We start from the raw sequence: 18,207 nt of genomic DNA, 5'->3' as shown, positions 1-18,207 counted from the left end.
GAAAAGCCCGGCATTGCCGGGCTTTTCATTTGTGCGATCAGGAATCGTTCGCCACCTGTGCATGCGGATTCCGATGGAACTTCCGCGCCACCCAGCTGCCGAAATCATCCAGCACGGTATAGGTCGCCGGAATCACGATCAGGCTGAGCAGGGTCGAGGTGATCAGGCCGCCGATCACCGCCACCGCCATCGGTGCGCGGAAGCTGGAATCGCCGGAGAACCCGAGCGCCAGCGGCAACATGCCGGCGCCCATCGCGATCGTGGTCATCAGCACCGGACGCGCACGCTTGTGGCAGGCATCGACCACGGCATCGTGCTGGCTCATGCCGTGTTCGTCCTCGGCCATCACCGCGTAATCGACCAGCAGGATCGAGTTCTTGGTGGCGATGCCGATCAGCATCAGCAAGCCGATCAGCGCCGGCAGCGACAGCATGTTCTGGGTGATCAGCAACGCGCCGAAGGCACCGCCCGCGCACAACGGGATCGCCGCGAGGATGGTCAGCGGCTGCGTGGCGTGGTTGAACAACAGCAACAGCACCATGTAGATGCAGACGATGCCGGCGACCATCGCCAGCAGGAAGCCGGTGAACAGTTCGACGAAGATCTCGGCGTCGCCGGTGTTCTGGAATTGCACGCCCGCTGGCAGTCGCTTCACCGACGGCAGCGCCTGCACTTCCTTCATCACGTCGCCGAGCGGACGACCGTTGAGCTCGGCGGTGAGGGTGACGTTGCGCTGGCGCTTGTAGCGCGAGATCACCGATGGCCCGCTGCCGGGGCGAATGTCGGCGACCGCGTCCAGCGGCACCGGCCCGGATTTCCCGCGCACCTTCATGCGGCTGATGGTGGCGGGATCGCGCAACTGGTCGAGGGCGAAACCAACGCGAATCGGGATCTGGCGATCGGCGAGATTGAGCTTGGCCATGCGCTGCACGTAATCGCCGGCGGTGGCGATGCGCGCGGCTTCGGCGATTGCCGCGGTCGACACGCCGAGATCGGCGGCGCGCGCGGAGTCCGGACGAATCTGCAATTCCGGCCGCAGCAATGATGCCGACGAGGAAATGCTGCCGATGCCCTTGATGGTATGCAGATCGCGTTCCACCGCGGACGCCGCGCTTTCCAGTTTGTCGGGATCGTCGCCGGCCAGCACCAGCATCATCTGCTGGCCCGGTTCGCTGCTGATGTAGCTGATCTTCACGCCCGGCAGATCGACCAGCGCTGCGCGCGCGGCCTGTTCCAACTGTTCCTGCGAACGCTTGCGGTCACCCTTCGCGCCCCAGTCGAGCACCAGCGTCGCGCGGCGCGGATCGGCCACGCCCGACTTCGCCGGATCGCCGACGTCCGGCACGCTGCCGGCCATGGTGAACACCTGCTTGAGTTCGGGGATCGCCGACTTCAATTTGCCGCGTGCGATTTCGGCGATGCGCGTGGTGTCCTCGATCTGTGCGCCCGGCGCGAGTTCGACACTGAGATTGCTCAGGCCGCGATCGCCGGGCGGAATGAAGGTGGCCGGGATGAACGGAATGATCGCCAGCGAGGCGAAGAACAGCACCGTCGCGATTGCCAGCGTCTTCCAGCGATTGCGCAGCGCCCAGTCGACCAGCTTGAGGTAACGCGTCATCAGCTTGCCGTCGGGTTGCTCGTGGCCGTGCGCGCCCTTCAGCGTGTAGGCCGCCATCATCGGCGTCAGCAGGCGCGCGACCAGCAGCGAGAACAGCACGGCGGTCGCGGCCGTCCAGCCGAATTCGCGGAAGAACTTGCCGGCGATGCCGGGCATGAAGGCGACCGGGACGAACACCGCCGCCAGCGTCATCGAGGTCGCGATGACCGCGGTGCCGATTTCGTCGGCGGCTTCGCGCGCGGCATCGATCGGCGACTTGCCGTTGCCGAGATGGCGCACGATGTTCTCGATCTCGACGATGGCATCGTCGACCAGGATGCCGACCACCACCGACATCGCCAGCAACGTGATCATGTTGAGGGTGAATCCGAGGAAATAGATCACCGCGAACGTGGGGATGATCGACAACGGCAACGCCACCGCCGAGACCCACGTCGCGCGCCAGTCGCGCAGGAACAGCCACACCACCAGCAACGCCAGCAACGCGCCCTCGACCAGCATTTCCATCGAGGAGGAATAGCTGTTCCAGGTCTCGACGGTATTGTCGGTGACGAGATTGAAATTGATCGCCGGATGAAGTTTGTGCAATTCGGCAAGTGCCGCTTCGACGCCCGCCTTCACCTTGAGTTCGTCGGAACCGCGGGTGCGCGACATCGAGAAACCGACAACCGGCTTGCCATCGAGGAAGGCAGCCTGCGTGGGATCGGCGGCGGCATCGGTGATCGTGGCGATCGACGACAGCCGCACCGCGCGACCATCGGCCAGCGCGATGCTGTAATCGCGCAACTGCTGTGCATCCTTCACCGTGCCGATGGTGCGGATGGTCTGCTGCGCGCCACCGAGTTCGGCCTTGCCGCCGGGCCGTTCGACCTGCATCGCCAGCAGTTGCTGGCTCACTTCGCCGGCGGTGACGCCATAGGCTTCCAGCGCCTGCGGATCGAGATCGACGCGCACCTGGCGATCGATGCCGCCGATGCGATTGACCGCGGCCACGCCTTCGACGCCGTAGACGGCGCGCGCGACATCGCGATCGACGAACCACGACAGCTCATCCGCCGTCATGCCCGGTGACGACACCGAGTACGTCAGCAACGAACCGCCGATGTTCACCTTGGAGACGATCGGTTCCTGGATGTCTTGCGGCAGGTCGGTGCGCACGCGCGTCACCGCATCCTTGGTGTCGTTGAGCGCCACCATCAGGTCGGTGTCGAGATTGAATTCGATCGCAGTGGTCGAGGTGCCTTCGACCACGGTCGAAGTGACGCGCTTGATGTTGGGAATCGTCGCGACCGAATCCTCGATCTTGCGGGTGACTTCGGTTTCCAGTTGCGATGGCGATGCGCCCGGCTGGATCACCGTCACCACCGTCATCGGGAAGGCGATATCGGGGAAGCGTGCGACCGGCAACTTGTGGTAGCCCCACAATCCGGCCACGCACAACACGAAGAACACCATGATCGCCGGCAGCGGTCGCCTGATCGCCCACGACGAAACGCTACCGCCACCACTCATGGCGTGGTTCCCGTTTTCGCGACGCCGGCAGCACTCGGCGCGACCACTTTCACCACATCGCCATCGGCGAGGAAGCCGGTGCCTTCGACCACCACGCGATCGCCGGCCTTGAGGCCGCGCAACACCTGTACCTGTCCGCCGTCCTTGCTGCCGGTGTCGATGCGCGTCGCGTGCACCTTGTTCTGCGCATCGACGACGAACACGGTCTGGAAGCCGTCACGCAACACGATCGCCGCGCTCGGCACCACCGGCGAATCGGCGAGGCCGGTGTCGATGCGTCCTTCCAGATACGTGCCCGGATGCAGGCCCTGCGGTTGCGGCAGATCGGCGTACATGGTGCCGGTGCGCGAACTGGCATCGACGCCGGGACTCACCGCTCGCACGCGGCCTTCGACCATTTCGCCGTCACGACCGCGCAACGCGATGCGATCGCCCGGCTTGACCAGCGACAGTTGCGATGCCGGCAGTTCCGCGCGCCACTCCAGCTTGCCATCGCGAATCAGGCGCATCAGTTCGGTGCCACCCGCGGCGATCTGGCCCGGCTGCACCAGCCGCTTGGAAATCTGGCCGTTCGCCGGTGCGCGCAACTCGGCGAAACTGCGTTGCAAGGCGGACGCATCGCGCGCGGCCTGCGCCGTCGCGAGCTGGGCATCGGCCTGCAGTTTCGCTGCACGCAGCTGGTCGAGCTGCGACGCGCTGATGTAGTGATCCTTCGCCAAGCCTTCGCCGCGCACGAGGTTGGCTTTGGCGAGCACTGCACCGGCTTGCGCCTGCTTCAGGTTCGCATCCGCTTGCGCGAGCGCGGCATCGAGCGTGCGGTGATCGAGCGTGAGCAGCACCTGGCCTGCCTTCACCCACTGGCCGACATCGACCTTGAGCGCGGTGACGCGCTGGCCGCTGATCTCCACGCCCAATTGCATTTCTTCCACCGGCGACACCGGCCCGGAGACCGTGAGTCCATTGGCGACTTGTTGTTGCAGCACCGGGATGACGCTGACGGTGAGCGCAGGCTCGGCGGCTTTCGTGGCGGCATCATCTTGCTTTTTGCAGCCCGGCAACACGATGGCGAGCAGGCAGGCGACGAGTGCGAGCCTGCGGATCGACAAGGACATGGAACACTTCCGAAAGAGGATCTTCCGCGAAGTTTAACCTGTTAACATTGAACCTGCCACGGCATCCGGCAAGCGGAAAAACGCACGTGCGGCGTTCGTGCTCGCATCCGCGGCCTGTTGCAGCGATTCGCCGCGATCGCGTGCCAACTCTTCGACGATATGGGCGAGGAAGGCTGGCTCGTTGCGGCGATCCTTCGGCAGTGGCTTCAATGTGCGCGGCAACAGGTAGGGCGCGTCGGTTTCGATCATCAATCGATTCGCCGGAATGGATTTCACCAGTTCGCGCAGATGTGCGCCACGGCGCTCATCGCACAACCAGCCGGTGATGCCGATATGCCAGTCGTTGTCGAGGTAGTCGAACAACTCCTCGCGGGTTCCGGTGAAGCAATGCACCACCGCCGGGCCGATACGACCGTCGAAGTTCTTCATCATCGCCATGAAGTCGGCGTGGGCATCGCGCTGGTGCAGGAAGAGCGGCTTGCCCACGCCGTTGGTAGAAAAGTCGACGGCGATCTGCAACTGGCGCTCAAAGGCCGTGCGCTGCGATGGCCGTGGCGAGAAATCGCGAAAATAGTCGAGGCCGCACTCGCCGACCGCGACCACTTGCGGATGCGCGTGCAGCGCGCGCATCTCGGCATCGCATTCGTCGGTGTACTCGCTGGCGTGATGCGGATGCACGCCGGCGGTGGCGAACAGCACGCCCGGATGCGCTTGTGCGAGCTCCAGCGCCTGCGGCGAATGCTCGCGGCTGGCGCCGGTGACGATCAGTTGTGCCACGCCGGCCTCTTGCGCGCGGGCAAGGACGGCAGCGCGGTCGCGATCGAAGCTGTCGTGGGTGAGGTTGGCGCCGATGTCGATGAGTTGCATGGGGCGATTTTACCGGGCCGGCGGCCCGGCGCTTCTACAATGTGCAGATGCAGTTCCCGATCACCGCCATCTTGCCCGAGTTGCGCGCCACGCTGGCGACGCACACGCGGCTGGTGCTGGAAGCGCCGCCCGGCGCCGGCAAGACCACGCAACTGCCATTGGCCCTGCTGGATGCGCCGTGGCTGGAAGGCCGCAAACTCCTGATGCTGGAACCGCGTCGCGTTGCCGCGCGCGCCGCCGCCGGTTTCATGGCGGCGCAATTGGGCGAACGCGTCGGCGAGACGGTGGGCTATCGCATCCGTTTCGACAACAAGGTCTCCGCGCGCACTCGCATCGAAGTCGTGACCGAGGGCATCCTCACCCGCATGCTGCAGGACGATCCGTTGCTGGAAGGCATCGGCGCGATCCTGTTCGATGAATTCCACGAACGCCATCTCGCCAGCGATCTCGGTCTCGCGCTGGCACTTGACGTGCAGGCCTCAGTGCGCGATGACCTGCGCATCGTGGTGATGTCGGCGACGCTCGATGGCGAATCGCTGTCGCGCTGGCTCGATGCACCGCGCATCAGCAGCGCCGGTCGCAGTTTCCCGGTGCACGTCGATCATTTCGCGGCACGGCGCGACGAAGCGCTGGAACATCAGGTCAAGCGCGCGGTGGTCGATGCCATCGCCGCACATCCCGGCGACGTGCTGGTGTTCCTGCCGGGCCTGCGCGAGATCACGGCCGCGCAACGCTTGCTGGAAGGCGCATTGCCGGGCATCGACATCCTCGCCCTGCATGGCGAATTGCCGGTGGAACAACAATCGCGCCTGCTGCAACCCGATGCCGACGGTCGCCGCCGCATCGTGCTGGCGACCAATGTCGCCGAATCGAGCCTGACACTGCCCGGCGTGCGCGTGGTGATCGACAGTGGGCTGGCGCGCGAACCGCGTTTCGATCCCAACAGCGGCTTCTCGCGACTCGACACGGTGGCGATCGCGCAATCGTCCGCCGATCAGCGCGCCGGTCGCGCCGGTCGCGTCGCCGAGGGCCATGCCTATCGACTGTGGCCGGAATCGAAGCGACTCGATCCGCAGCGACGACCGGAACTTTCGCAAGTCGATCTCGCCGCACTGGCATTGGAGCTCGCGGCCTGGGGCGGCAGCGACCTGCGTTTCGTCGATGCGCCACCGCCCGGAACTCTCGCATCCGCGCGCGATCTGCTGCAACGCCTCGAGGCGATCACGCCCGATGGCCACATCAGCGAGCGCGGCCGGCGCATGCTGGCGCTCGGCACCCATCCGCGACTCGCCGCGATGCTGTTGTCCGCCCGCGACAACACTTCACGCGCGTTGGCCTGCGATCTCGCCGCATTGCTGGAAGCGCGCGATCCCTTGCGCAGTCGCAGCGACGCGTTGGCCGAACGCTGGCAGGCACTTTCCTCGTTCCGCAACGGCCGCACGCCTGCCGATGCCAATCGTTCCGCGCTGGCCGCCATCGATGCCGCCGCGATGCAATGGCGGCGCCGGTTGCGCATCGACACCGCACCACCCGCACAAATCGCGACGCATGAACTTGGCGCACTGCTCGCGCACGCCTATCCCGACCGCATCGCCCGCCAGCATCCTTCCGATCCCCGGCGCTATCAGTTGAGCAATGGTCGCGGCGCCCGCCTGTTCGACGACAGCGCGCTGTATGGCGAGCCGTGGCTGGTGATCGCCGAACTGCGCCATGAAGCACGCGAAGCATTGATCCTGCGCGCATTGCCCGTCGATGAACGGCGGTTGCGCGCGGACTTCGCCCCCCATTGGCGCGAATCCGACGAAGTGCGCTGGGATACGGCGAAACAGGCACTGCTGAGCGAACGCATCGAACGCTTCGACGGCATCGTGTTGTCGGCGCGTCCGGCAGGGAAGATCGATCCCGATCTCGCTGCCGCCGCGCTCACCGAAGCCGTGCGCGAAAGCGGACTCGATCTGCTGCCATGGAACGATACACTCGCGCAATGGCGCATCCGCGTGCAATGCCTGCACGCATGGATGCCGGAACTCGCGCTGCCCGATTTCTCCGATGCCGCGTTGCTGGCGACACTCGACGACTGGCTGCGGCCAGCGTTTGTCAGTCTGCGTCGCATCGATGCGCTGGATACTTCGGCGTTATCCGAGGCATTGCGCGGGTTGGTCGATTGGTCGCTGCGGCAACGCATCGACGCGCTGGCACCGACACGCACCCTGGTACCATCGGGATTGGAGCGGACCATCGAATACGCCTTGCACGATGACGGCACGCCGGCATCGCCAGTGTTGGCAGTGAAGTTGCAGGAATTGTTCGGATTGGCGGAAACGCCGCGGATCGCCGATGGCCGCATCGCCCTCACCCTGCATCTGTTGTCGCCGGGTGGGCGCCCGTTGCAGGTGACGCAGGATCTGCGCGGATTCTGGGATCGCACCTATCCAGATGTGAAAAAAGAGATGAAGGGGCGTTATCCCCGGCATCCGTGGCCGGACGATCCGTGGAATGCGACGGCGACGCATCGCGCGAAACCGCGCGGAACGTGAACGCCGGATACGTCGCCTCACGCCGCCACAACATTCCGCGTCCGACACTGATCATCAGCCCGCACGGAACCTCGCCATGAACAAACTCGATTCCTATACCGATCGCGTGGCCGATCTCGCCGGCAAGGTCGGCGATGCGGTGAAGGAACATCTCCCCGACCATGCCATGCGCTGGATCGAAACCGGCGCAGCGATCGGCGCGATCAAGACCGGATCGCGCGTCGCCCGCACCGCCATCAAGCGCAATCCCGTGCTCGCGGTCGCCGCAGTCGCTGGTGCCGGACTGCTGTGGTACGCCGCGCGTCGCCGCAACTCAACTCACTCGGCGGCAGGCAACTCGATCACGAAGCGCGCGCCGCCGCCCTCGCGATCCTCGTAGAACAACTGGCCACCGGCACTCATCACGATATGCCGCGCCAGTGACAGGCCGAGACCGCTGGAAACCCCGTCCAGCGGATCGCCATCGGTGAGGCGCATGAACGGCTTGAACAGTTTGCGCTGCTGTTGCGCACTGATGCCCGGGCCGCGATCTTCCGCGACCAAACGCCAGAATCCCGGCGCGCCCGCCTGCGCGGCCAGATGCAATTCGCCGCCCTTGGCCGCGTACTTCAGGGCATTGGTGACAAGGTTTTCCGCCACCTGGCGCAGCACCAACTGTTCGATCTGCACCCGTGCATCGCTGGTGGAATGACTGATGCGCAACACCAGCCCCTTGCTTTCGCATTGCAATTCGTAGCGTTGGCCCAGCCAGTCGAGCGCGGCATCGAGATCGGCGACGGCGTCGACCACTGCGTCCTCTTCACCCGGTGCCTGCGATTCCAGATAGCGACGGATGTATCCCAACGCATCGCTGGCACTCTCGTGGATCATCTGCAGATAGCGTGGCACCCGCTCCGGCTTGACGCCGTTGTTCACCAGGATGTCGCTGGCGAAGAGGATGCTGGTCAGCGGATTCTTGAGATCGTGCGCAACCAGATTGACCAGCTCCTGGCGTTCGTTGGCAACGCGTTCCAGGCGATCGCGCGTCATCTTCAAACCGACATGCACGCCGACGCGCGCCAGCAACTCCTCGGCGATGAACGGCTTGGTGACATAGTCCACCGCACCGGCCTCGAACGCCTGCACCAGCAGGTCGCGATCCTGCACCGACGTCAGGCAGATCACCGGAACGCGCAGCAACGACTCGTCGGACTTGATCGCCTTGAGCAGGGAAAAGCCATCCATGCCCGGCATCATCATGTCGAGCAGGATCAGATCGGGAATGGAGGTCCGGCACGCCTGCAGCGCTTCTTCGCCGCCGCTGGCGCAGGACACCTGATAGCCCTGGCGCTCCAGCAACGACGACACCACGCGCAGATTGATGGCCTGGTCATCCACCACCAGGATGCGACCGGCATGTGTCACGACTGACAAATTCCCTCCCCGTCTCTATTGCCACGCCTGCGACATGGCCGGACAAGTGTAGATCATCCCTGCGGCGAGACTTCGCGCCATTCGCCCGGTTGCAGGCCATCGAGTTGCCAGCGATCGATGGCATGGCGAACCAGGCGCAACGTCGGCAAGCCGACCGCCGCCGTCATCCGCCGCACCTGGCGATTGCGTCCCTCGTGGATGCGCAGTTCCAGCCAGGCATCGACCACGGTCTTGCGCACGCGGATCGGCGGATCGCGCGGCCACAACATCGGCGGAGCGTCGATGCGTCGCGCCTCGGCCGGCAGGGTCAGGCCATCGTTGAGCGACACGCCATCGCGCAGGCGCCGCAGCTGGTCTTCGCCGGGATCCCCCTCGACCTGCACCCAATAGCGCTTGCCCAGCGTGTGACGGGGATGGCTGATGCGATGCACCAGCGCCCCATCGTCGGTCAGCAACAGCAGCCCTTCACTGTCGTGATCGAGCCGCCCGGCGGCATAGACCCGCGGCGGCAACTCGAACAGCGCCAGAGTCGGTCGTGGCGGCACGCTGCGATCAGTGAACTGGCAGAGCACGCCATACGGTTTGTTGAACGCGATGAGCATCCCGGTTTTGCGATCAGTGCCGCTCTTCTTCATCTGAATGGGAGAAATCGCACCATACCCGATTGCATATAGCTGAAGAATTCAGGTAGATTCAGCGCATCCGTTCATCTTCGCGAAGACGGGTTTCACACCGTGCCACGGTGTCGATCGGGGGGTCGATCGCCGTGCATTGGATCGATGTAACCGGCACCGGAAACGGCAACAAGGGGAACAGGAATGATCGAAGTCGAATTGCGGGTAGTGTCCAGTTACAAGGAAGGCCTGCTGATCGCGTTGAGCGACACTCTGCTTGCCAACCAGTTCACCCTGTTGCGCCATCGCCGCGCGAATACCGACAGCGGCGTCGTCATGTCGTTGCTGGTGAAGGGACCGGAAGCCAACCTGCTGCGGATGGAAGAACAACTCGGCACCCATCACATGGTGAGCAGCTTCGAATCCGGCATCTTCGATCCGAATTCGGGCAACGCGCCCCTGATCCCGCAAGCAACCGCCGCGACGCCCATCGCTACCGCTGCACCCGCCGCGCCGGCACAACCCGCGCAAAGCGACATCCCCGACCAGAAACGCATCGAACAGATGCTGCCGCAGGTCGCGCGCGACTACCCGCAGGTTTTCGGCACCGTGCTGGCGCTCGAACGCAGTGTCGATCCGGCGCAACGCGAGGCCACCATGCGCCACATCGGCGCACGCGTCGGTGCGTGGGTGTTCAAGCGCGACTTCGTCCTCGGCGCGCACCAGCCGCTGTCCGGGTCGATCGCCCATGTCGCCCTGCCGGCGCTGAAACAACTCATCGCGGTGAAGCAGGAAGGCGACACGCTTTCCACCACCAGCAGCCCGTTCTGCACGCCGGGACAAAAGGCGCTGCCGACGCCGCAATGCCACTTCTTCCGCGGCTACCTGGAAGGCCTGCTCAACGAATCCGGGCACCTCGGAACGGTACGCGTCAGCGAGAGCAGTTGCTGCGCGCGTGGCGACGATTGCTGCAGGTTCGAGTTCCACGCGTAATCCGGCGACAGCGCCCATCACGCCGTCCTCCATCACCCACGAAAAAGGGGAATACCCATGCACGATCATGCGATCCAATGCGTCCACGATCCATTGCTTGTCGCTCTGTCTTATGTGGTTTCGGTGCTCGGCTCCTTCACCGCGCTGCAGCTGGCGGTGTCGATTCCGGCGGCGCGCACGGCCGGGCAACGCTGGCAATCGGTGCTCGGTTCCGCGGCAGCGCTCGGCGTCGGCGCGATCTGGGCGATGCACTTCATCGCCATGCTCGCCTGCAAGATGGACATGCCGGTGACCTATGACATGCCACTCACCATCCTCTCGGCCATCATCGGCTTCGCGGCGGTCGCGGTCGGACTCGCCATCGTCGGCATCGGCCAGTTCAACATGGGCAAGCTGGTGCTCGCCGGCATCCTCACCGGACTCGGCGTGGCCGGCATGCACTACACCGGCATGGCGGCGATGCGGATGCCTGCGGAAATCCAGTACGACGGCACGCTGGTGATCGCTTCGGTCGCGATCGCGATCGTGGCATCGTGCGTGGCGCTGTGGCTGGCCTTCAACCTTCGCGGTTGGGCGCAGATGCTCGGCAGCGCATTGGTGATGGGCGTGGCGGTGTGCGGCATGCACTACACCGGCATGGCCGCGGCCAAGTTCGTGCCCGTCGATGCAAGTGCTGCGGCGACCGGTACCCTTGGCGGCGCCTACCTTGGCATGGGCATCTTCGCGGTGGCGACGATCCTGCTCTCGGTCACCCTGGTGGTCACGATGCTGCGTCGCCAGAAGCGCGCCGACATCACGATCTGAACATCGCGTGGTTCGATACAGAACAGGGCGCCAGTGGCGCCCTGTTTTCGTTTCACCAGTGCAGCCTGACGATCACAACGTCGCCAGCGCCGCATTGAAGGTCGCGCTCGGGCGCATCGCCGTCGGCACCTTGGCCATGTCCGGACGGTAGTAACCGCCGATATCGACCGGCTTGCCTTGCACGGCGATCAATTCTTCGACGATCCTTCCTTCGTTGTCGGCGAGTGCTTTCGCCAACGGCGCGAACAGTGCGGCGAGTTCGGCATCCTGCGTTTGCGCGGCCAGTGCCTGCGCCCAATACAGTGCCAACCAGAAATGGCTGCCGCGATTGTCGATGCCGCCCAGCTTGCGCGATGGCGACTTGTCGTTGTCGAGGAACATGCCGTTGGCGGCGTCCAGCGCATCGGCCAACACCTGCGCGCGCGCGTTGCCGGTGTGCTGTGCCAGCTGCTCGAACGATGCCTGCAAGGCCAGGAATTCACCCAGCGAATCCCAGCGCAGGTAGTCCTCGGCGACGAACTGCTGGACGTGCTTGGGCGCGGAACCGCCGGCACCGGTTTCGAACAGGCCACCGCCTGCCATCAACGGCACGATCGACAGCATCTTGGCACTCGTACCCAGTTCCATGATCGGGAACAGGTCGGTGAGATAGTCGCGCAGCACGTTGCCGGTGGCGGCGATGGTGTCCTTGCCCTCGCGGATGCGCTTGAGCGAATGCCGCATCGCGCGGATCGGACTCAGGATGCTGATGTCGAGTCCGCTGGTGTCGTGTTCGTTGAGATAGGTCGCGACCTTGGCGATCAGTGATCGGTCGTGGTCGCGGCGCGGATCCAGCCAGAACACGACCGGCGTGTTGGAGAGGCGCGCGCGCGTCACCGCCAGCTTCACCCAGTCGCGGATCGGCGCGTCCTTGGTCTGGCACATGCGCCAGATGTCGCCGGCCTTCACCGGATGCTGCAGCAGCACGGTGCCGTGCTCGTCGATCACCCGCACCGTGCCGTCGCCACTGATCTTGAAGGTCTTGTCGTGGCTGCCGTATTCCTCCGCAGCCTGCGCCATCAGGCCAACGTTCGGCACGCTGCCCATGGTCGCCGGATCGAACGCGCCATGTTCGCGGCAGTCGTCGATCACCGCCTGGTAGATGCCGGCGTAGTTGCGGTCGGGGATCACCGCCTTGGTGTCCTGCAGCTCCCCTGCTGCATTCCACATTTTGCCGCTGTCGCGGATCATCGCCGGCATCGATGCATCGACGATGATGTCGCTCGGCACGTGCAGGTTGGTGATGCCCTTGTCGGAATTCACCATCGCCAAACCGGGGCGTTGCGCGTACAACGCGGCGATGTCGGCTTCGATCGCGACGCGCTGCGCCTCGGGCAACTGGCCGAGCTTGGCGTAGAGATCGCCAATGCCGTTGTTGGGATTGAAGCCGATTTCGGCCATCGTCCGCGGATGCTTCTCCAGTACCGGCGCGTAGAAGCGCGACACCGCGATGCCGAACATGATCGGATCGCTGACCTTCATCATGGTCGCCTTGAGATGCAGCGAGAACAGCACGCCGCGCGCCTTGGCGTCGGCGATTTCGGCATCGACGAAATCCGCCAGCGCCTGCGCGCTCAGCACCGAGGCATCGATCACCTCGCCAGCCTGCACCGGCACCGGCGCACGCAGCGGGAAGCTGCTGCCGGTCACGCTGGTGTATTCGATGCGGACGCTGCCGGCATTGACCATGGTGTAGGACTGCTCGCTGCCGTAGAAGTCGCCGGCCTCCATGTGCGCGACATGCGACTTCGAATCGGAACTCCACTTGCCCATGCGATGCGGATGCTTGCGCGCATACGCCTTTACCGAGGCCGGCGCACGGCGATCGGAATTGCCTTCGCGCAGCACCGGATTGACCGCACTGCCCATCGCCTTGCCGTAGCGCGCCTTGATGTCCTTCTCGCGTTCGCCCTGCGGTTCGTCCGGGTAGTCCGGCAATGCGTAGCCCTGCGCCTGCAATTCCTTGATCGCGGCCTTCAGCTGCGGCACCGAGGCACTGATATTGGGCAGCTTGATGATGTTGGCGTCGGGCGTGGTGGCGAGATGGCCGAGTTCGGCAAGATCGTCGTTGACGCGTTGTTCCGGTTTCAGCACGTCCGCAAACAGCGCGAGAATGCGCGCGGCCAGCGAGATGTCGCGCGTCTCGATGGCGATGCCGGCGGTCTTGGCATAGGCCTGCACGATCGGCAGGAACGAGGCGGTGGCGAGGAACGGCGCTTCGTCCGTCAAGGTGTAGAGAATCGTGGAATCGGCCATGCCCGGTATTTTACAAAAAAAGGACGCAGCCCGGAGGCTGCGTCCCTGTCTCGCATCCACACTGCTGCGGATGGCGTGCGATCAGGCGGCGGTCAGGTCACTTGACCTCGAACTCCTTGGTCTGGACCACGGCACCGTCGAGCGACACTTCGACTTTGTACTTGCCGACCGGGAGTCCCGATGCCATCTTCAGGAAGAAGTCGGTGGTACCGGGACCAGAGAAGTTCACTTCCTTGGTTTCTTCGCCGGCCTTCACTTGCGTGCCGGCCTTGTCGTACGACCACTTGGCCGTCAGCTTGCCCGGAACGGTGGCGGCGGGATCGCTGGTGGCGGTGGTCACGGACGCATAGACCGTGTCCTTGGGCTTGAAGGTGGTGGCCGGCGCGGTGATCTTGAGATCGGCGCCGACGGCGCTGCCGAGATCGACCGCAGCGACGGAAGCGGTAGCAGCGGCCGCAACCGGGGCAGGCGCGGGAGCGGTTGCAGCCGGCGCGGGCGGCGGCGCTTCATCCTTCTTCTTGCAACCGACGATGGCGACGCTGGCGATCAGCGCCGAGGACAGGACCAGCGAAAGACGGGTCTGCTTCATGGATTCGTTCTCTCGAATATGGGTGGCGAAACGGAAATACCGGAATTATTCGGCGGCCGGGATCTTGAGGGTCTGGCCCGGCTTGATCTTGTTGGGATCGTCGAGAATGTCGCGGTTGGCTTCGAAAATCACGTTATACTTGTTGGCACTGCCATAGAACTGCTTGGCGATCGCCGACAATGTGTCGCCCGACTTGACCGTGTAACTCTGTTCGCCCGCACCGCCGCCGCCATCCGCGGGCTGTTCGGTGGACATGGAACCGGTCTGCGCATCCTTGAACAGGGGATCGACGTCTTCTGCGTTTCCACTCATGTTGAACTCCTTGGGTCTTGATGACGAGGTGGCCCATGACGATGCCACGACGGATGTTAAAGCGGCATCACGCCCGTATTCATTTTGCTGGTCATTGCCGTGGTGTTCTCCACACTTCCGGTGGTTCGCTGCCCGGCGTCGCCCGCCACGGGTTGATGTCTAGCCCGCCGCGGCGGGTGTAACGCGCCTCCACCGACAATACCTGCGGCCGGCAACGTGCCAGCACATCGACGAAAATCCGCTCCACGCATTGTTCGTGGAATTCGCGCTGGTCGCGAAAACCGACGATGTAGCGCAACAGCCCTGCACGATCGATGCGCGGGCCGAGGTAACGGATCTGCAATGTTGCCCAGTCGGGTTGCCCGGTCACCGGGCAATTCGATTTCAGCAGATGGGAAACAAGCGCCTCCTCGACATCGGCGCCAGCACAGATCAGCAATGCCGGATCGGGTGGCCCGTAATGGTCGATGGCGATATCGAGCCCGTCGATGCACTCGCCACCATCCTCCTCGCGCAACGGCGGTACGCCGAAACGCATTCGCACTGGTGCACCGGCGACGTTTGCCAGATCGCGCTCGAGGATCCGCTGCAATTCCTCGGGCGATTCGATGCGATGTGCGTTGAAGGAATTGAGGTAGAGCTTGAACGATTTCGATTCGACCAGGTTCGGCGATGTCGCCGGCACTTCGAACGTCGCGGTCGCGACCACCGGCTTGCCGCGCGCGTCGAGCCAGCCGAGTTCGTAACCCTGCCAGCGATCGTGGCCGATGAACGGCAACGCATCGGCGCGAATCCCGAGTTCGTCGCGACCTTGCGTGCGCGGGATCGGGAACAGCAGCGCGGGATCGTAGTGCCGGGGATAGTCGACCTCGCGGCCGAGCTGGCTGTCTTCGGGGGTATGCATGATGGAATTATCGCCCGACGCGGTAACACCCGCATAATGCCCTTCGGAGGAAACCACATGCCCGATAGCGGTCTGCAACTCGCCCTTGTCTTCCTGCTGGCCGCGGTGATCGCGGTGCCGGTGTTCAAGCGCTTCGGCCTCGGTGCAGTGCTCGGCTATCTCGCCGCTGGCGTGCTGCTCGGCCCGCACGCGCTGAAAGTCGTCTCCGATCCCGCAGGCGTGCTTACCGCCAGCGAGATCGGCGTGGTGATGATGCTGTTCGTGATCGGCCTGGAACTGTCGCTGCCGCGGCTAAAGGTGATGCGTGGCGCGGTGTTTGGCGTCGGCGCGCTGCAGGTCGTCCTGACCGCGTTGGCGATGGGCACGATCTGCTGGTTCTACGGCTTCACCTCGAATGCGGCACTGGTCGTCGGTGTCGCATTGGCATTGTCGTCCACCGCCGTCGGCTTGCAGCTGTTGTCCGAACGCAGCGAACTCGGCAGCAACCACGGTCGCCTCGCCTTCGCCATCCTGCTGTTCCAGGACATCGCGGCGATCCCGCTGCTGGCGGCGATCCCGTTGCTCGGCAGCGTGCAACACGCAGCTACGTCACCATGGCTGGCTGTCGCCAAGGGCGTCGGCGCGATCGCGATATTGCTGTTGGGCGGTCGCCTGTTGTTGCGACACCTGTTCAACGTCGTCGCCCGCACCGGCATGCCGGAAGTGTTCACCGCGGCGGCATTGCTGGTGGTGCTGGGCAGCGCATGGTTCCTCGAACTCGCCGGCCTCAGCGCCGGCCTTGGCGCCTTCATCGCCGGCGTGATCCTCGCCGATTCCGAATTCCGCCACGAGCTGGAATCGCAGATCCAGCCATTCGAAGGCTTGCTGCTCGGCCTGTTCTTCATGGCCGTCGGCATGAGCATCGATCTCAAGCAGATCGCCGCGCAACCACTGCTGATCGCCTCGGGCGTCGCGGTGTTGATGACCGTGAAGTTCGCCATCCTGTTCGCGATCGGCCTGCGTCCGGGGCGGCTCGATGCGCGCGGCGCGTTGTTGCTGGCCTCGGTGTTGTCGCTGGGCGGCGAATTCGCCTTCGTGGTGTTCAACCAGGCGCAGAGCGTGCAATTGCTGACGCCTGTCGTGCGCGACCAGTTGACTGCGATCGTCGGCTTGTCGATGGCGGTGACGCCGGTGCTGTTGATCGGCGTCAGCAAACTGGTGGGGCGCGAACGCAAGAAGCGCGATGACCGTCCGTTCGACACGATTCCCGACGACCAGCCGCAGGTGATGATTGCCGGCTTCGGCCGCTTCGGCCAGATCGTCGCGCGCCTGCTGTTCACCCAGAACGTGCGTTTCGTCGCCATCGATTCCGACGTCGAACAGGTGGAATTTTTCCGCCGCTTCGGCAATCCGATCTACTACGGCGATCCCACCAAGCCGGAACTGTTGCGCTCCGCCGGCGCCCAGCACATCCGCTTGTTCGTGGTGGCGATGGGCAGCGTCGAGGACAGCCTGCGCACGGTGCGCCTGATCAAGCGCATCAACCCGACCGCGACCATCCTTGCCCGCGCGCGCGATCGCCGCCACGCCTGGCAGCTGATGGATTTCGGCGTCACTCCGATTCGCGAAACGTTCTTTTCCGCGCTCAGGACTGGCCGCGACGCCTTGGTCGCGCTGGGCATGCCGCCGGAAATCGCCGACGATCGCATGCGCCGCTTCAAGGCCGCCGACGAACGCGTGCTGGCCGCACAACACCTGGTCTATGACGACGAGGATGCGTTGAAACAGACTTCGGCGGACGCGCGCAAGGAGCTGGAACAACTGTTCGCCGCCGACCTCGGCGAAGGGCTGCTGGGTTCGGCGGCGAAGCAAGACAGCGAGGAAACGTTGCCGGCGGTGTGACGCCGCATCGCGTCAGCGTTGCAGGTCGAACACGACCTGGACGCGTTCCTTGAATTCGATTTGCGGTTGCAGATAGCGCGCTGGAACGTCCTTCGACGCCGTGACGGTGATGGTGCCGAGCTCATCGCCGCGATAACGCGCACTGTTGCTTGAGCCCGTGCTGTCGATGCTGTAAACCTTGCCGACTTGCGCCGAGACGCCTCTGGCCAGCTGCTCGGCCTTGTGCCGCGCATCCTGCGCCGCGAGCAAGCGCGCCTGCGCGACCAATGCCTCTTCGCGCGACGATCCGAACGTGGTGTCGCCGAAATGATTGACACCCGCCGCCAGCGCATCATCAAGAACGGCATCCAGTTGTTTCACGTCGCGCAATTTCACTTCAATCGAACGCTCCGCGACAAATCCGTTCGAGACGCGCCTGCCGGCATCGTTACGTCCGTTGTCTTCTGACAAGCCGAGATCGGAAGCAGTGATGTCCGCGGCCGCGACTCTGCGCTTGGCCAGCGCATCGAGAAAACGATTGACGGCTTGGTCGGCTTGCTGCTTTGTGACTGCTGGGGATGCGTCGCGCTTCTCCACGACAAGACGAAGGGTTGCCATGTCCGGCGCCACCGACAACTTGCCTTCACCACTCGTCACCACATGCGGGCCATCGGGCAGCGGGGTTCCCGCGTGCGCAACCGAAGCAACAGCCAATATTCCCCAAAGCACGATTGCGCGCATCGACTTCTCCCCTTGTCGTGTCCGGCCGATCCTACC

15 protein-coding genes are annotated in these 18,207 nt (G+C 64.4%); 5 read left to right on the top strand and 10 right to left on the bottom strand.

Annotation, left to right across the window (positions count from 1 at the left end):
* Window positions 1-37: 37 nt before the first annotated feature.
* The 3 genes from Lysil_RS02400 to Lysil_RS02390 are packed head-to-tail and all read right to left on the bottom strand — an operon-like array spanning window position 38 to window position 5,109.
* A complete protein-coding gene (locus Lysil_RS02400; protein ID WP_103073970.1) occupies window positions 38-3,130 on the bottom strand; it encodes an efflux RND transporter permease subunit in 3,093 nt (1,030 codons plus the stop codon).
* The gene (locus Lysil_RS02395; RefSeq protein ID WP_103073969.1) at window positions 3,127-4,242 is read right to left on the bottom strand and encodes an efflux RND transporter periplasmic adaptor subunit; all 1,116 of its coding nucleotides are present in this window, start codon (window positions 4,240-4,242) and stop codon (window positions 3,127-3,129) included. The genes Lysil_RS02400 and Lysil_RS02395 overlap by 4 nt, the downstream gene beginning before the upstream one ends.
* A 33-nt stretch (window positions 4,243-4,275) precedes the next feature.
* Window positions 4,276-5,109: a TatD family hydrolase gene (locus tag Lysil_RS02390; protein WP_103073968.1), complete on the bottom strand. Its 834-nt coding sequence runs from the start codon at window positions 5,107-5,109 to the stop codon at window positions 4,276-4,278.
* 47 nt (window positions 5,110-5,156) lie between these two features.
* Between Lysil_RS02390 and hrpB the strand changes: the two genes are divergently transcribed.
* Window positions 5,157-7,646 carry an ATP-dependent helicase HrpB gene (gene hrpB, locus Lysil_RS02385; RefSeq protein ID WP_103073967.1) on the top strand — a complete coding sequence of 830 codons (2,490 nt, stop codon included), beginning with the start codon at window positions 5,157-5,159 and terminating at the stop codon, window positions 7,644-7,646.
* Between the two features lie 76 nt (window positions 7,647-7,722).
* Window positions 7,723-8,025, top strand: coding sequence for a hypothetical protein (locus Lysil_RS02380; protein ID WP_103073966.1), 303 nt, complete (start codon window positions 7,723-7,725; stop codon window positions 8,023-8,025).
* Here Lysil_RS02380 and Lysil_RS02375 read toward each other — a convergent pair.
* Together Lysil_RS02375 and Lysil_RS02370 are read right to left on the bottom strand one after the other, a co-directional pair.
* Window positions 7,965-9,050 (bottom strand): hybrid sensor histidine kinase/response regulator, encoded by a 1,086-nt coding sequence (locus Lysil_RS02375; protein WP_165782354.1) that lies wholly within the window; start codon window positions 9,048-9,050, stop codon window positions 7,965-7,967. The genes Lysil_RS02380 and Lysil_RS02375 overlap by 61 nt on opposite strands.
* A gap of 62 nt (window positions 9,051-9,112) precedes the next feature.
* Window positions 9,113-9,661, bottom strand: a complete 549-nt coding sequence (locus tag Lysil_RS02370; RefSeq protein WP_103074936.1) for a pseudouridine synthase — start codon at window positions 9,659-9,661, stop codon at window positions 9,113-9,115.
* A 216-nt stretch (window positions 9,662-9,877) separates the two neighbouring features.
* On the opposite strand from Lysil_RS02370, the gene Lysil_RS02365 reads away from it, so the two are divergent.
* Both Lysil_RS02365 and Lysil_RS02360 read left to right on the top strand, forming a co-directional pair.
* Window positions 9,878-10,666, top strand: coding sequence for a 4-vinyl reductase (locus Lysil_RS02365; protein ID WP_103073964.1), 789 nt, complete (start codon window positions 9,878-9,880; stop codon window positions 10,664-10,666).
* Window positions 10,667-10,723: 57 nt separating this feature from the next.
* Entirely contained in the window at window positions 10,724-11,470 is a 747-nt protein-coding gene (locus tag Lysil_RS02360; RefSeq protein ID WP_103073963.1) for an MHYT domain-containing protein, read from the top strand.
* 72 nt (window positions 11,471-11,542) lie between these two features.
* On the opposite strand, the gene Lysil_RS02355 is transcribed toward Lysil_RS02360, so the two are convergent.
* From Lysil_RS02355 to queF, 4 genes are all read right to left on the bottom strand, one after another.
* Window positions 11,543-13,765 carry an NADP-dependent isocitrate dehydrogenase gene (locus tag Lysil_RS02355; protein WP_103073962.1) on the bottom strand — a complete coding sequence of 741 codons (2,223 nt, stop codon included), beginning with the start codon at window positions 13,763-13,765 and terminating at the stop codon, window positions 11,543-11,545.
* 97 nt (window positions 13,766-13,862) lie between these two features.
* A complete protein-coding gene (locus Lysil_RS02350) occupies window positions 13,863-14,354 on the bottom strand; it encodes a hypothetical protein (protein ID WP_103073961.1) in 492 nt (163 codons plus the stop codon).
* A 45-nt stretch (window positions 14,355-14,399) separates the two neighbouring features.
* Window positions 14,400-14,609, bottom strand: coding sequence for a LysM peptidoglycan-binding domain-containing protein (locus tag Lysil_RS02345; protein WP_240600272.1), 210 nt, complete (start codon window positions 14,607-14,609; stop codon window positions 14,400-14,402).
* 148 nt (window positions 14,610-14,757) lie between these two features.
* Window positions 14,758-15,570, bottom strand: coding sequence for an NADPH-dependent 7-cyano-7-deazaguanine reductase QueF (gene queF, locus Lysil_RS02340; RefSeq protein WP_103073959.1), 813 nt, complete (start codon window positions 15,568-15,570; stop codon window positions 14,758-14,760).
* Between the two features lie 57 nt (window positions 15,571-15,627).
* Here queF and Lysil_RS02335 point away from each other — a divergent pair, with 57 nt between their 5' ends.
* Window positions 15,628-17,451 (top strand): monovalent cation:proton antiporter-2 (CPA2) family protein, encoded by a 1,824-nt coding sequence (locus tag Lysil_RS02335; RefSeq protein WP_103073958.1) that lies wholly within the window; start codon window positions 15,628-15,630, stop codon window positions 17,449-17,451.
* 12 nt (window positions 17,452-17,463) lie between these two features.
* On the opposite strand, the gene Lysil_RS02330 is transcribed toward Lysil_RS02335, so the two are convergent.
* Window positions 17,464-18,171, bottom strand: a complete 708-nt coding sequence (locus Lysil_RS02330) for an SIMPL domain-containing protein (protein ID WP_103073957.1) — start codon at window positions 18,169-18,171, stop codon at window positions 17,464-17,466.
* Window positions 18,172-18,207: the final 36 nt, after the last annotated feature.

It is taken from the genome of Solilutibacter silvestris (assembly GCF_002895945.1).
GTDB classification, from domain to species: Bacteria; Pseudomonadota; Gammaproteobacteria; order Xanthomonadales; family Xanthomonadaceae; genus Solilutibacter; species Solilutibacter silvestris.
Note: the sequence above shows the minus strand (reverse complement) of the source record. Positions and strands in the feature narration are given on the sequence as shown.

What these genes read in the sequence shown, in the direction of transcription:
- Lysil_RS02365 (WP_103073964.1), top strand. Translation starts at nt 9,878, where the DNA reads ATGATCGAAGTCGAATTGCGGGTAGTGTCCAGTTACAAGGAAGGCCTG.
- Lysil_RS02400 (WP_103073970.1), bottom strand. Translation starts at nt 3,130, where the DNA reads ATGAGTGGTGGCGGTAGCGTTTCGTCGTGGGCGATCAGGCGACCGCTG.
- Lysil_RS02330 (WP_103073957.1), bottom strand. Translation starts at nt 18,171, where the DNA reads ATGCGCGCAATCGTGCTTTGGGGAATATTGGCTGTTGCTTCGGTTGCG.
- Lysil_RS02350 (WP_103073961.1), bottom strand. Translation starts at nt 14,354, where the DNA reads ATGAAGCAGACCCGTCTTTCGCTGGTCCTGTCCTCGGCGCTGATCGCC.
- queF (WP_103073959.1), bottom strand. Translation starts at nt 15,570, where the DNA reads ATGCATACCCCCGAAGACAGCCAGCTCGGCCGCGAGGTCGACTATCCC.
- Lysil_RS02355 (WP_103073962.1), bottom strand. Translation starts at nt 13,765, where the DNA reads ATGGCCGATTCCACGATTCTCTACACCTTGACGGACGAAGCGCCGTTC.
- Lysil_RS02335 (WP_103073958.1), top strand. Translation starts at nt 15,628, where the DNA reads ATGCCCGATAGCGGTCTGCAACTCGCCCTTGTCTTCCTGCTGGCCGCG.
- Lysil_RS02370 (WP_103074936.1), bottom strand. Translation starts at nt 9,661, where the DNA reads ATGCTCATCGCGTTCAACAAACCGTATGGCGTGCTCTGCCAGTTCACT.
- Lysil_RS02390 (WP_103073968.1), bottom strand. Translation starts at nt 5,109, where the DNA reads ATGCAACTCATCGACATCGGCGCCAACCTCACCCACGACAGCTTCGAT.
- Lysil_RS02380 (WP_103073966.1), top strand. Translation starts at nt 7,723, where the DNA reads ATGAACAAACTCGATTCCTATACCGATCGCGTGGCCGATCTCGCCGGC.
- hrpB (WP_103073967.1), top strand. Translation starts at nt 5,157, where the DNA reads ATGCAGTTCCCGATCACCGCCATCTTGCCCGAGTTGCGCGCCACGCTG.
- Lysil_RS02395 (WP_103073969.1), bottom strand. Translation starts at nt 4,242, where the DNA reads ATGTCCTTGTCGATCCGCAGGCTCGCACTCGTCGCCTGCCTGCTCGCC.
- Lysil_RS02345 (WP_240600272.1), bottom strand. Translation starts at nt 14,609, where the DNA reads ATGTCCACCGAACAGCCCGCGGATGGCGGCGGCGGTGCGGGCGAACAG.
- Lysil_RS02360 (WP_103073963.1), top strand. Translation starts at nt 10,724, where the DNA reads ATGCACGATCATGCGATCCAATGCGTCCACGATCCATTGCTTGTCGCT.